Source organism: Loktanella sp. 3ANDIMAR09 (assembly GCF_001420005.1).
Classification (GTDB): Bacteria; Pseudomonadota; Alphaproteobacteria; order Rhodobacterales; family Rhodobacteraceae; genus Loktanella.
On record NZ_LJAK01000001.1, the window covers coordinates 423,479 to 435,610 of the forward strand.

Genomic DNA, 12,132 nt, shown 5'->3' on the forward strand with positions numbered 1-12,132 from the left:
TCGGTCCTTTGGTCAGGTTTTCTGTTTCGTCAGGAAATTCGCGGTCAATGCCTCTAGGGCTGCCCGCAGGCTGTCGTCGCCCACACCGGCCGCCGCTGCCTTGGCCTGTGCCTGCACGGCTGGGTCGGGTTCGGGGGCGACCTTGGGCGCGTGATCGAATTGCGCGCGCCCGTCTGCAAACCCCGTGGGTGCGGTCTGCGTGATGTGGATGCGGGAAATCGCGCGATAGCCGTAGCAGGCGTTTACGCGTTCCAGCAGCTGCGGTTTTTGCATTTCCAGCATCGGGGCGTTCGACCCCGTGGTCAGCACCGTCAGCGTGGCCCCCAGCGCGCCGCGTCCGTAGGATATTTTGACAGGCCGCGCGATCCCCGCGATCTGTTCGCCCACGATTTCCGCCCAATGGGTCAGCAACCGCGATTCGGCAAAGCCACGTCCTTCGGTCGCGGTGCGGATGCGTGTCTGCATCAGCGTCGCTGCGCGGGAGAAGCCGCGCGTGGTTGAATGGCGCCTGGGCTGTTTCATAGTCATGACTTAATCTAAGGGTGGTCCCGCGCCAAGTCAGTGCGCGCAGTTCCGGCAACAGGTGAAGAATGCGTGAACAAGCGTTACAGCTTTTGCAATGGTATGATCGCCATGCGCGGGCCATGCCGTGGCGTGTCCCCCCCGAGGATCGCAAAAATGGCGTGATGCCAGACCCTTATGGTGTCTGGCTGTCAGAGGTGATGTTGCAGCAGACCACCGTGGCCGCCGTGCGCGACTATTGGCGGAAATTCACCGACATCTGGCCGACGGTCGCGGATCTGGCTGCGGCCGAGGATGCCGAGGTCATGGCCGCCTGGGCGGGGCTTGGATATTATGCCCGCGCCCGCAACCTGCTGAAATGTGCGCGGGTCGTCGTGACGGATCATGGGGGGCAGTTCCCGCCCGATCATGCGACGCTACTGACGCTGCCGGGGGTCGGTCCCTATACTGCCGCCGCTGTCGCTGCGATTGCATTCGACCAGCCCGAAACGGTGCTGGACGGCAATGTGGAAAGGGTGATGTCGCGCATTCATGACGTGCATACGCCATTGCCTGCGGCCAAGCCTGAACTGATGGCACTGGCGCAGGCGCTGACTCCCGTTGAGCGGCCCGGTGATTATGCGCAGGCCGTGATGGACCTGGGGGCCACGATCTGCACACCCAAATCACCGGCCTGCGAAATTTGCCCCTGGCGTGATCCATGCCGGGCGCGGATGGCCGGCACGGCGGCAGAGCTGCCGAAAAAGACCCCGAAAAAGAAGGTTCCGACCCGCCGCGGGATTGCATATGTCACCCGACGCGCCGATGGGGCCTGGCTGCTGGAAACGCGACCCGAAAAGGGTCTGCTGGGCGGTATGCTGGGCTGGCCCGGATCCGACTGGAGCGATGCGCCGGTCGCCGATCCGCCGCTGGACGCGGACTGGTCCGAACTGGATGCCACGGCGCGTCATACCTTTACGCATTTCCATCTGGAATTGACAATCATGACGGCGCGCGTGCCGGGGGATGCCGTGGCGGACAGGGGCGACTTTATCCCGCATGGCACCTTTCGCCCGACGGCATTACCCACCGTCATGCGCAAGGTCTATGACCTTGCGTCCGGCCAATTGATTATTGACTGAAAGCCTTCATACTTTGGCCACAGGGACGAGGGATCAACCGGACCATGACCGATATTGCACAGCCTCACCGGATTGCGCGGTTCAGCGCGGCACTGCCGTTCTGGCTGTCGTTGCTGTTGATCCCGATTGCCTGGGTGTCGGCGTTCGTTGGCGGCTGGGCGGTCCTGCTGTTGCCGCTGACGACATGGTATCTGTTCAGCGTCATCGACATTTTCGCGGGCCTGAACGAGGCGAACGAGGACCCCCATACTGCTGACGATCAACTGTGGTGGTATCGTCTGATCACGATTATCTGGGCCCCGATACAGGGCGTGTCGCTGTTCGCGATGATCTATTACGTGACACGGACGGACCATCTGGGTGGGTGGGAAATGTTCGGTCTGTTCTTTGGGATGGGCGTGATCACGGGGACCATCGGGATCAACTACAGCCACGAGCTGATGCACCAAAAACCCAAGGTCGAACGCTGGATGGCCGATATCCTGTTGGCGATGGCACTGTATTCGCATTTTCGCAGCGAACATCTGTTGGTGCATCATCGTTATGTCGGCACGCCGCGCGATCCGGTCACGGCCCGCTATAACGAGGGGTTTCACCGGTTCTTTCCGCGAGTGCTGGTGGGCTGTGCCACATCGGCATTCAAGGCAGAGGCGGCGATGCTGGCCCGCAAGGGCAAGCCTGCGCGCGATTTCAGCAACCCGTTCTGGCGCTATGGCGCGCTGCAACTCGGGTTTCTGGGGATTGCGTTTGTCGTGGGTGGCTGGGTCGGTCTGGGTCTGTTCGTGCTACAGGCCTTTGTCGCGATCTGGCATCTGGAGCTGGTCAACTACATCGAGCACTACGGGCTGACGCGGGAACATCTGGGCGACGGGAAATATGAACACACCAAGCCGCGCCACAGCTGGAATGCTGCGTTCAAGGCGTCGAACTGGCTGCTGATCAACCTGCAACGTCATTCAGATCATCACTACAAACCAGACCGACGGTTCCCGCTGTTGCAGAACTATGGTCCGGACGAGGCACCACAACTGCCCTATGGCTATCCTGTGATGGGGATCGTGGCGATGACACCGCCCTTGTGGCGGCGCATGATGAACCCAAGGGTCCGGGCATGGCGCCGCCAGTATTATCCGCACATCACGGATTGGACACCGTACAAGACCGCGTCCAATCCCTGGCCGCGCTAGGCGGGGTCTGCACCGACGCGCACCAGCTGTTTGCCGAAATTGCCGCCAGACAGCATGTCGAGGAACGCCTGGGGCGCGTTTTCCAGACCCTCTGCCACGTCTTCGCGGAATTTCACTGTGCCGTCTGCGACCATCGGTGCGACCTGGCCCACGAAATCGGGAAATTTGTGGTAGTGGTCAAAGATGATGAACCCCTCGACCAGAAGACGGCGGGTCAGGATGTTACGCCACACGGCGGGCAGGGGCTGAGCCTCCGCAACACCGTTGCCGGAATACCAGGCAATCATCCCGCACAATGCGATGCGGCCATGCGTGTTCATGCGCGTCAGCACCGCCTCCAGGGTCTTGCCGCCGACGCTTTCGAAATAGACGTCGACACCATCCGGGGCCGCATCCTTGATCGCGGCTGACAGGCTCTTGGCGTCATGTGCATAGTGGTCAAGGCAGACGTCATAGCCCAGTTCCTCGACGGCAAAGGCGCATTTTTCCGGGCCACCGGCCACGCCGATGACACGCATGTTACGCGCCTTGGCCAATTGGCCAACGACGGCACCCACGGCACCTGTCGCGGCTGAAACGACGATGGTTTCACCATCCTTGGCGCGGCCGATGTCGTTCAGGCCGACCCAGGCCGTGATGCCGGGCATGCCCAGCACGCCCAGGGCGGTCGAGATCGGTGCCTGTTCTGGATCGACGACGCGCACGCCCTCGCCATTGCTGATGGCATGGCTGGTCCAGCCGAACGCACCCACAACGATCTGACCGGGTTTGAAATCGGCGTTGCGGCTTTCCATGACCTCTGCGACAGCGCCGCCTTCCATCACTTCGCCGATTTCAACGGGTTTGGCATAGGATTTGGCGTCGTCCATGCGGCCGCGCATGTAGGGATCTAGCGACAGCCAGATGACCCGAACCAGGATTTGTCCGTCCCGCACGGCGGGCAGGGTCGCCGTCTGAAGTTTGAAATTGTCCGTGCTCGGTTTGCCCTGTGGCCGACTGGCGAGGGTGATTTGTGTGGCATCTGCCATGTTTTGCTCCTTCTTTGATCGGTGACGTAGCGTGGTTGGCACAAAAAAAACCCCGACCTCGCGTGAGCGAGAGCCGGGGCAAGTTAGTGCCTGCGCGGCCGCATCATTGTGCGGCCGTCGTCGCGAGGCACCGGCGGTAACTGTGAAATCCTTAGGTGTTGGCAGCCATTTCAGCGCGGATCTGCTGGCGCAGCAGGTCGATGGGGACCTTTTTTCCGTCGCGGCGGAATTGCCAATAGGTCCAGCCGTTGCAGCTGGGTGCGCCTTCGAGATGCGCACCGACCTGATGAATAGACCCCTTGATGTCGTCCCCGATCAGGGTGCCATCGGCCCGCACGCGGGCCTTGTGACGCCCGTTCATCGACCAAAGCTCTTCGCCCGGACGCAGCATGCCGCGTTCCACCAGCACGCCAAAGGCGACGCGCGGTTCGGCCCGTTTCGATTGCGTGACCTCCAGCGCTTCGCGGTCGAATTTGCGGACCTTGGACAGGCGTTTTTCCGCAACCTTGCGATAGCTCTCTTCGCGTTCGATCCCGATGTAGTCGCGCCCCAGCATCTTGGCGACGGCACCTGTCGTCCCCGTGCCAAAGAACGGATCCAGCACGACGTCGCCGGGGTTCGTGGTGCCCAGCAAAATGCGGTGCAGCAGGCTTTCCGGTTTTTGCGTCGGATGTGCCTTGTTGCCGTCCTCATCCTTGAGACGTTCGTGCCCGGTGCAGATCGGCAGCATCCAGTCGCTGCGCATTTGTACGCCTTCGTTCAGGGCCTTCAGCGCCTCGTAGTTGAACGTGTATTTCGCGCCTTCGGATTTGGACGCCCAGATCAGTGTTTCGTGCGCGTTCGTCAGGCGTTTGCCGCGAAAATTCGGCATTGGGTTGGCCTTGCGCCAGACCACATCGTTCAGAATCCAGAACCCCTGGTTCTGCAATTCGGCCCCCATGCGGAACACGTTGTGATAGCTGCCGATGACCCAGATCGCGCCATTCGGTTTCAGCAGACGCTGCGCCGCCTTGAGCCAGTCGCGGGTGAACCGGTCGTAGCGGGCGAAACTGTCGAACTGGTCCCAGTCGTTGTCGACGGCATCGACCTTGGAATTGTCGGGCCGATGTAATTCGCCCCGCAATTGCAGATTATAGGGCGGATCAGCAAAGATCAGATCGATGCTGTTCGCCGGAAGCGCGTTCATCCGTTGGATGCAATCGCCGTCCAGAATTTGGTTAAGCGGTAGCGTTAAGGCCTTTTGGCCCTTTGTTTTTATTGTCATGCTCTGCCTCTGTCCCGGCCAGATTTTTTCCGGCTCGTGAATTGGGTACAGGATGGCCCAGCGGGCAAATCAACCGCAACGGATAAAGTTGTCCACAGCTACGGGTTTTTTTCTTGCCACAAGATGTTGCGGACAGGGGCGAAACTACGGCGATGATGTAGTGTGACACCGTTGCATTTGAGTCCCTCTTTGTGTTCGGGTGTCGGATATCCGGCGTTTCGATCCCAGCCATAGCCCGGATGCTGTTGCGCCAATCCCACCATCAATCGGTCGCGCCACACTTTCGCCATAATTGAGGCCGCAGCGATCGACAGTGACCGGCTGTCACCCTTGATGATGGTGGTGGCGGGACAGGGCATATCGCGGGGCAAAAGGTTGCCGTCGATCAAGGCAAAATCAGGCGCTTGGGGCAGGGATGCTATGGCGCGGACCATCGCGATATGGCTTGCCCGCAGAATGTTGTGCGTGTCGATTTCCGCGACGGTTGCCTCTGCAATGCCCACCTGTGCGACCCTTGGGATCAGGTCGAACAGGATCTCGCGTTTGCGCGCGGTCAGGCGTTTGCTGTCGTTCAGGCCGTCCGGAATGTTGTCCGGGTCCAGAATCACCGCCGCGGCGACCACTGGACCCGCGATCGGGCCGCGCCCGACCTCGTCGACGCCTGCGATTTGGTGAAAACCGTCGGTGCGGGCAGACAGTTCGAATGTGAAGTCAGGTGTATGTGTCATACCCCAAAATGCATGCGCGGGCCCTTGGGGTGCAAGCCCTAGCGATAGCCCGCCGCACGCAGGCACCCATCGTGATAAAGTGTCCTGACCCGATTGCCGTGCATCACCCGTTCGGCACAGATATTCGGCAAAGGCGAGGTCACCGGTAGCTGGTCGCGCAGGCAGTCACCGTCATAATGCGCATTGCCCACGCGACAGGACCGGGGCAGACGTGTGGCGGTCCAGTCGGCACCAATCCGCGCGCCTGCGGGGGCTGTCACCGGTGGCGCGATTCCATCTGTCAGCCCACCCCGGTCGCGGGTGGTCTGCGGCAGTATCGTGCCGCTGCTATCGTCCGCGTCCGATGACATCAGTTGTGCCAGGACCAGTGCGGCTGTCAGTCCCACGGCGATGCGTGCCAGCGTCGTGTCCTTGTCGGTTTCCGCCTGTGCGGCAGGCGCCGCGGCAAGGGATGTTGCCACAATCATGGCGGTCAGTGTTCTGTGCATGTCGGTGTCTCCGGCTTGGGCGGGCGTGCCCGCATTCGAGGACCAGCGTCCGCCAGGTCACCGTGTCAGGCAATAACAGGCACTGGCGGACAGGATGCTGCGCCGATAACATCGCGGGATATTGTATATCATCCAGACGAGAGGTTCAGTGCTGACATGAAACACATTCTTTCTCTGACCCTCGTTTTGATCGCCACCACGACTGCGGCGCAGGCTGCCTGCTATGCCGATTACAAGGCGAAACAGGACAACCCGCTGCGGCTGCACTACGGCGTTGCCGAAATTGACGAACCCTGCACGGTGGACTCGGCCGAGGACCAGATCGGTCCAAAGCTGCGGGCCGACGGTTGGGTTCTGTTGAACATTGTCGGCACGTTTGACGATGCGGGACTGGACAGCAGAAAGGACAGCGCAGGTGAATATTTCCTCCGCTACTGAAGGGCGCGAGATCGGCAATCGGATCGTTCTGGGCGGGATCATCGCCATCGTCGTGATCCTGGCGGCGACCGCGGTGTTGCTGTTCGTCAATCTGCCGGACGCCAACGCGTTCAATGCGCGGGTCGAACAGCTGTTCGTGGAAAACGACACGCTGACCGGCAACGCCGAAATCAAGCTGCTGGAAATCATCGCGCAATCGGGGACGGCCTTTAGTGATACGTTGTCGTCCTATCGGTTCGTCATTTTCGTGCTGCTTGTCTTTTCGACCGCACTGTTGGTCGCGGCCATCGCATTTCTTGTCATGCTGATCGGATTGACCCGCCGCATGGGCCAGATCGAGCGAAAGGGGATCGAGGTGAATTCCCTGTTGATCAGCCGCGATCAAAAGGCGGTTTACCTTAACAATTTCGAATTCAAGCTGACCGAAGCGGCGATTGAAACGCTGTCCGTGCTGGCAGAGGCGCGGATGGATGACGAGGTTCTGTCCGGTGCCGAAATCGAAGGCGTCATTTCGGGACGCGATCCATCTGACTGCGAAGAGGCAGCGGGTGCCACCCGCATCAAGCGGCTGCGCGACACGCTGGGCAACCAGATGGTAAGCGAACTCTTGGTGAAAAATATCGCCCGCAAGGGATATATGCTGGCCATCGACAAGGATGTGATCCGGATGGTCTGACCGGGGGCACCCCGCGGTAAAAGTTGCAACGATGGGTCAAACGCCGGATGCCTGCGTCAGATTCTGCCGCGGCGTGATGTCCTGAGCCAACTGTCCGGCCAGCCGCGAAATCCCGCACCTTTGTGTCTGCGCCATCCCCGACAAGCACCTGCAAAAGCGTGGTTGTCCCGACAGGCAGAGGGCGTGACTTCGTCGGATGCGCGGTCGTGCCTGTCAGGGCTGAGCGAAGCGTGTTTTCAGAAACGCGATCACCTCTGGCACCATCGGGGCAAAGAGGTCTCCTCCGTGGCTGGCACCTGCGACGCGGGTCAGGCTGACCTCGGTCTCGCGCGCCTCGAGTGTGGCCAGCAGGCGGTCACTTTGCAACGGAGAGACGACCACGTCTTGCGTGCCGTGCATCAGCAAAAAGGGCGGCAGCTGCGCATCATCCGGCATCCGAGAGATCACCCACTCCGGGCTTGCGGCATTGGCAAGGTCCGGATTGTCGGCCACCGGCGCACCGATCAGCAGATCCTCGGGGGAGGGGCCATCGCCCATGTCGCTGTCTCCGACATCATCATTGGCGCGGTCCACCGCGATCATGGACAGGTTTGACGGCGCATACCATGACACCACGCCCTTGAGGGTGATGTCATCCTGCTGCGCCGAAATGATCCCCGCCCAAAGCGCAAGATGCGCACCCGAGCTTTGTCCCCAGACGGCCAGTTGCGCTGCATCATAACCATGATCGGTCCCATGCGCTGCGAGGTAGCGTAATGCAGCGGCCACGTCGTCGCGTTGGGCGGGCCAGATCGCATCGGTCGAATAGGTGTAGTTCATCGCAGCAACCGCGATTCCCGCGTCCATCAGGGCCTCTGCACGATCCAGCCGGTTGATCTGGTCCTTGTCGTTGCGAAACCAGCGGCCACCGTGGATGAATAGCACGATGGGCGGGTTCGCGACACCCTCTGGCAAATACAAGTCCAGCTGGTTGCGCGCGCCGTCGCCGTAGGCAATGTCGTGGATGACTTCGGACTGGACCGCACTCGCCACGAGGCTTGCCACGGCAGACAGCAGGACAGCGGTCTTCATATGAGGCTCCATCACATTGGACAGGTGACCTGCACCCTTTGCAACGCAACCAACCTGCGGCTCAAATGGTTCCATCGCAAGCCGCAACCTGTGGCGCGCGTCCAGCGGCACGGTGGCAGCATCGGTGTCAGCTGTTTTTGGTGACCCCGGCAGGGTTCGAACCTGCAACCTGCCCCTTAGGAGGGGGCTGCTCTATCCAGTTGAGCCACGGGGCCTTGGGTTGTCATTGCCGCGAAAAGTAGGGTTGGTCAACGGTTGGAACGGTTCGCTTGGACAACGGTCGGGGCAGGCTGTAAATAGAACCAGTGTCTAGATCAGGATTTCGACTGTGAGCATTCCACCGCGCCGCCCGATGACCCTTCGCGATGTATCAGAGGCATCGGGGGTCAGCGAAATGACGGTCAGCCGCGTGTTGCGCAACAAGGGTGACGTCAGCGCCGCGACGCGTGCCAAGGTTCAAGAAGCGGCCAAGTTGCTGGGATACGTGCCGAACCGGATTGCCGGATCCTTGGCGTCTAGCCACGTCAATCTGGTGGCCGTGATCATCCCGTCACTCAAGAACATGGTGTTCCCCGAAGTCCTGTCGGGGATTTCGGATGAGTTGGACGAAAGTGTTCTTCAGCCGGTCGTTGGTGTCACCGGATACCGCCCTGAAAAAGAAGAGCAGGTCTTGTTCGAGATGCTGTCATGGCGGCCCGCCGGCCTGATCATTGCGGGGCTGGAGCATTCTGACGCATCGCGGGCGATGCTTGCGCAGGCAGCGATACCGGTTGTTGAAATCATGGATGTGGACGGTGCCCCCATTGATTCCTGCGTGGGAATTTCGCACCGCCGCGCAGGGCACGAAATGGCAGAAGCGATCCTGCGCGCCGGCTATCGCCGGATCGGATTTCTAGGCACGCAGATGCCCCTTGATCACCGTGCCCGGAAACGTTTCGAAGGTTTCACCCGGACACTTGCCAAGGCGGGCATCGAAATCGAGGGCCAGGAGTTCTACGCTGGCGGATCGGCGCTGGTGAAAGGGCGCGAGATGACGCAAGCGATCCTCGAACGTCATCCTGATCTGGATTTTCTGTATTATTCCAATGATATGATCGGTGCAGGCGGGTTGCTGTATCTGCTGGAAAAAGGTGTGGACGTGCCGGGTCAGATTGGTCTGGCTGGTTTCAACGGCGTCGAGCTGCTGGATGGTCTGCCGCGAAAACTGGCCACCATGGATGCCTGTCGTCGCGAAATCGGGATAGAGGCGGCCCGCATGATCAAGGCGCGGATCGCAGGGCAGGAGGAGCCGGGAAAAATCCAGACCATGACGCCCCGCCTGGAATTGGGACAGACTCTGATCCGGAGCTGATCATGGTCTGTTTGCCTCGAACCTGGCTAGAAAAGTGGAAAGTTGGTCCAGTGGCAACGCTTTTTCATAAAGCCAGCCTTGGGCGCGGGTGCACCCCATGCTGATCAGGCAATCCTGTTCAGCCGTGGTTTCGACACCCTCGGCCAGTATGCCGACACCAAGGCGGTCTGCTAGGCCGATGATCGCACCCGTCAGGGCCTGAAGTTGCAGGTCGAGGTTTAGATTCTGGACGAAACTTCGGTCGATCTTGATCTGGTTGACCTTGAATTTGCGCAAGGAGGCGATTGCGGCATGGCCCGTTCCAAAATCATCAAGCTCCATCACGAAACCGGCTTTGACCAGGTTGTCGATATTGCTGAGATAGTGTGACGTGCGTTCGTCCAGCAGCGTCGATTCAAGCAGTTCCAGCCTGATGCGATGCCGTGCAACGCCATGCCGATCGAGAACTTTGAGGATGTGAGGCAGAAGTTTTGGGTCCGCGACCTGATTTGCGGACAGGTTCACGCTGATCGTCAGGTCGCTGCGTCCGATCCGGTCAAGGTGGGTCAATGCCTTGCAGGTCTGTTCCAGGACGATGGTATCAAGCGCCTCCGTCAGTCCCGCGCGCTGTGCGATCCCTAGAAAAGCATTGGCCGCAAGGATACCTTTGCGCGGGTGTCGCCACCGCAAAAGTGCCGCGAATCCAAAACAGCGATGTGTCACGGCATCGACCTGCGGCTGAAAGAAGGCTTCGAATTCATCGCGGGCGACAGCATCCTGCAGGTCGCGTGTGAGCCCGCCATCGCTGAGCGCCTGTGCGCGCATCCGCGGACGAAAGAACGCGACAGACCTGCCATTCAGCTTGGCGTCGGTCAGCGCCATTTCTGCAGCACCGAGGATCGAGATGCTCTCGTCATGGGGTTCGCGTGGGTCCAGAATGGCGACGCCTGCGGCAACGGCACAGCCGACACGCTGGCCGTCACAGGTGACGGGATCCGACATGCCGCGGCACAATTGTTCGGCCAGCTCTTCCAGCTTGGGGTTATCGAGGGCGATCTCTTTGACAAAGAGGAATTCATTGCCGCCGATCCTGGCCGCGAGACCATGTGTCTGGGCGGCGTCTTGCAAAAACGCTGCGGCCTGTCGCAACAATCGATCGCCAGCGTCATAGCCGTAAATCGCGTTCACCTGTTTGAAACGTCTGATGTCGAGGTGGATGATGCCCAAGCCTGTTTGCAGATCAAGACGGGCAGCCCAGTCGCGGATGTCATCCAGCAGTTTGCGCCGGTTGCGCAGGCCCGTCAGTTCATCCGTCAGCATCATGCGTTCCAGCCGGGCCTGCTGGTGTTTCAGTTCCGTGATGTCGATCCGCAGACCCACACGCCCGCCGCCGGGCGTTCTGCGTTCCTGGACCCGCAGCCAGCGGCCGGAAGACAGTTGCTGTTCCACCATGCTGTTTTCCCGACTGTGCGCGCTGAGCCGTTGTTCAAGCCACTCATCCTCTTGGCCGATGGCGTCAAGGTATTCCCCGGCATCCAGTCCGGCCTGCAGGATTTCGCGAAACGTCGTGCCTTCGGTCATGCGATGCGCGCTTTGGGGGTAGAGGGCGCGATAATTGTCGTTGCAGATGACCAGCCTGTCTTCGTTGTCATAATAGACAAAACCGTCGGCCAGGGCATTGATGGTCGTCGTCAGTTGCGATTCGGCCTGTTGCACGCGGTCACGGTAATGCGCCTGCGCCGTTTCATCGGTGATGATCGCGATCAGTGTCGGTTTGCCTGCGTTGATGCACACAACCCGGACAAGGTATTCCCGTTGTTCATCTGTTTTCAGGCGAACCTGCCGGGGGCGTCCGGGACAGGTTCGCAGCCGGTTCAACAGTGCAACGGTCCGGTGCGATCTGATCGCGGGGACCAGGTCGGCCATGCGCCGTTTACGCAACTGACGTAGGTCGCACCCGAACAACGCAAGTGCCTGTGAATTACCGGCAATCACCTGCTGCGTTTTGCCATCTGCCACGATGATCGCGGCAGGTCCCATGTCGAACAAGGCGTCCAGAACGCCACGGCGTTCAAGCTCTTGCCGCGCGGCAAAAGCCGCATTCTGATCCGGATCAAGTTTCATGACGTTCCCGCGTTGGCTGTTGCGGTTCTAGTGTCCGATGGTGAAGCAAAGGTTTAAGACTCTGTCCTTCAGCCATTTTTATCATTTCGGCGGGCCGTCTATTCGTTCAGATGATTGGACACGCCTGTTGTGGGCACCACCTTGTCCGCAGCAGA

The 12,132-nt window shown here is 60.3% G+C and carries 12 protein-coding genes and 1 tRNA gene; 5 read left to right on the plus strand and 8 right to left on the minus strand.

Annotation, left to right across the window (positions count from 1 at the left end):
* Nucleotides 1–12: 12 nt before the first annotated feature.
* A complete protein-coding gene (locus AN189_RS02135) occupies nucleotides 13–522 on the minus strand; it encodes a DUF721 domain-containing protein (RefSeq protein ID WP_056030246.1) in 510 nt (169 codons plus the stop codon).
* Between the two features lie 68 nt (nucleotides 523–590).
* On the opposite strand from AN189_RS02135, the gene mutY reads away from it, so the two are divergent.
* Both mutY and AN189_RS02145 read left to right on the plus strand, forming a co-directional pair.
* On the plus strand, nucleotides 591–1,643 hold the full coding sequence (gene mutY, locus AN189_RS02140) for an A/G-specific adenine glycosylase (RefSeq protein WP_056030249.1): 1,053 nt from the start codon (nucleotides 591–593) through the stop codon (nucleotides 1,641–1,643).
* A gap of 44 nt (nucleotides 1,644–1,687) precedes the next feature.
* A complete protein-coding gene (locus AN189_RS02145; protein ID WP_056030251.1) occupies nucleotides 1,688–2,830 on the plus strand; it encodes an alkane 1-monooxygenase in 1,143 nt (380 codons plus the stop codon).
* On the opposite strand, the gene AN189_RS02150 is transcribed toward AN189_RS02145, so the two are convergent.
* From AN189_RS02150 to AN189_RS02165, 4 genes are all read right to left on the minus strand, one after another.
* Nucleotides 2,827–3,858: an NADP-dependent oxidoreductase gene (locus AN189_RS02150; protein ID WP_056030254.1), complete on the minus strand. Its 1,032-nt coding sequence runs from the start codon at nucleotides 3,856–3,858 to the stop codon at nucleotides 2,827–2,829. The two genes, AN189_RS02145 and AN189_RS02150, sit on opposite strands and share 4 nt — an antisense overlap.
* Nucleotides 3,859–4,009: 151 nt before the next feature.
* Nucleotides 4,010–5,122 carry a site-specific DNA-methyltransferase gene (locus tag AN189_RS02155; protein WP_056030257.1) on the minus strand — a complete coding sequence of 371 codons (1,113 nt, stop codon included), beginning with the start codon at nucleotides 5,120–5,122 and terminating at the stop codon, nucleotides 4,010–4,012.
* Between the two features lie 98 nt (nucleotides 5,123–5,220).
* On the minus strand, nucleotides 5,221–5,850 hold the full coding sequence (locus AN189_RS02160; protein ID WP_056030260.1) for a ribonuclease HII: 630 nt from the start codon (nucleotides 5,848–5,850) through the stop codon (nucleotides 5,221–5,223).
* Nucleotides 5,851–5,888: 38 nt separating this feature from the next.
* Nucleotides 5,889–6,338: a hypothetical protein gene (locus AN189_RS02165; RefSeq protein WP_056030263.1), complete on the minus strand. Its 450-nt coding sequence runs from the start codon at nucleotides 6,336–6,338 to the stop codon at nucleotides 5,889–5,891.
* Between the two features lie 156 nt (nucleotides 6,339–6,494).
* Between AN189_RS02165 and AN189_RS02170 the strand changes: the two genes are divergently transcribed.
* Both AN189_RS02170 and AN189_RS02175 read left to right on the plus strand, forming a co-directional pair.
* Nucleotides 6,495–6,776, plus strand: a complete 282-nt coding sequence (locus tag AN189_RS02170) for a hypothetical protein (RefSeq protein ID WP_056030266.1) — start codon at nucleotides 6,495–6,497, stop codon at nucleotides 6,774–6,776.
* A complete protein-coding gene (locus tag AN189_RS02175; protein ID WP_172794838.1) occupies nucleotides 6,721–7,452 on the plus strand; it encodes a response regulator transcription factor in 732 nt (243 codons plus the stop codon). Before AN189_RS02170 ends, AN189_RS02175 begins: the two co-directional genes overlap by 56 nt.
* A gap of 213 nt (nucleotides 7,453–7,665) precedes the next feature.
* On the opposite strand, the gene AN189_RS02180 is transcribed toward AN189_RS02175, so the two are convergent.
* Nucleotides 7,666–8,523, minus strand: a complete 858-nt coding sequence (locus AN189_RS02180; RefSeq protein WP_056030728.1) for an alpha/beta hydrolase — start codon at nucleotides 8,521–8,523, stop codon at nucleotides 7,666–7,668.
* Between the two features lie 138 nt (nucleotides 8,524–8,661).
* Nucleotides 8,662–8,738: transfer RNA gene (locus tag AN189_RS02185), tRNA-Arg, on the minus strand.
* Between the two features lie 137 nt (nucleotides 8,739–8,875).
* Between AN189_RS02185 and AN189_RS02190 the strand changes: the two genes are divergently transcribed.
* Complete coding sequence (locus tag AN189_RS02190) at nucleotides 8,876–9,874, plus strand: LacI family DNA-binding transcriptional regulator (RefSeq protein ID WP_157057357.1); 999 nt, start codon at nucleotides 8,876–8,878, stop codon at nucleotides 9,872–9,874.
* Here AN189_RS02190 and AN189_RS02195 read toward each other — a convergent pair whose 3' ends face one another.
* Nucleotides 9,875–11,977: a bifunctional diguanylate cyclase/phosphodiesterase gene (locus tag AN189_RS02195; RefSeq protein ID WP_056030274.1), complete on the minus strand. Its 2,103-nt coding sequence runs from the start codon at nucleotides 11,975–11,977 to the stop codon at nucleotides 9,875–9,877.
* Nucleotides 11,978–12,132 lie beyond the last annotated feature (155 nt).

Bases quoted from the DNA above. Each gene is read 5' to 3' on its own strand.
- AN189_RS02145 (WP_056030251.1), top strand. From the start codon at position 1,688: ATGACCGATATTGCACAGCCTCACCGGATTGCGCGGTTCAGCGCGGCA.
- AN189_RS02170 (WP_056030266.1), top strand. From the start codon at position 6,495: ATGAAACACATTCTTTCTCTGACCCTCGTTTTGATCGCCACCACGACT.
- AN189_RS02150 (WP_056030254.1), bottom strand. From the start codon at position 3,858: ATGGCAGATGCCACACAAATCACCCTCGCCAGTCGGCCACAGGGCAAA.
- AN189_RS02165 (WP_056030263.1), bottom strand. From the start codon at position 6,338: ATGCACAGAACACTGACCGCCATGATTGTGGCAACATCCCTTGCCGCG.
- AN189_RS02190 (WP_157057357.1), top strand. From the start codon at position 8,876: ATGACCCTTCGCGATGTATCAGAGGCATCGGGGGTCAGCGAAATGACG.
- AN189_RS02135 (WP_056030246.1), bottom strand. From the start codon at position 522: ATGAAACAGCCCAGGCGCCATTCAACCACGCGCGGCTTCTCCCGCGCA.
- AN189_RS02175 (WP_172794838.1), top strand. From the start codon at position 6,721: ATGCGGGACTGGACAGCAGAAAGGACAGCGCAGGTGAATATTTCCTCC.
- AN189_RS02160 (WP_056030260.1), bottom strand. From the start codon at position 5,850: ATGACACATACACCTGACTTCACATTCGAACTGTCTGCCCGCACCGAC.
- AN189_RS02155 (WP_056030257.1), bottom strand. From the start codon at position 5,122: ATGACAATAAAAACAAAGGGCCAAAAGGCCTTAACGCTACCGCTTAAC.
- AN189_RS02195 (WP_056030274.1), bottom strand. From the start codon at position 11,977: ATGAAACTTGATCCGGATCAGAATGCGGCTTTTGCCGCGCGGCAAGAG.
- AN189_RS02180 (WP_056030728.1), bottom strand. From the start codon at position 8,523: ATGAAGACCGCTGTCCTGCTGTCTGCCGTGGCAAGCCTCGTGGCGAGT.
- mutY (WP_056030249.1), top strand. From the start codon at position 591: ATGCGTGAACAAGCGTTACAGCTTTTGCAATGGTATGATCGCCATGCG.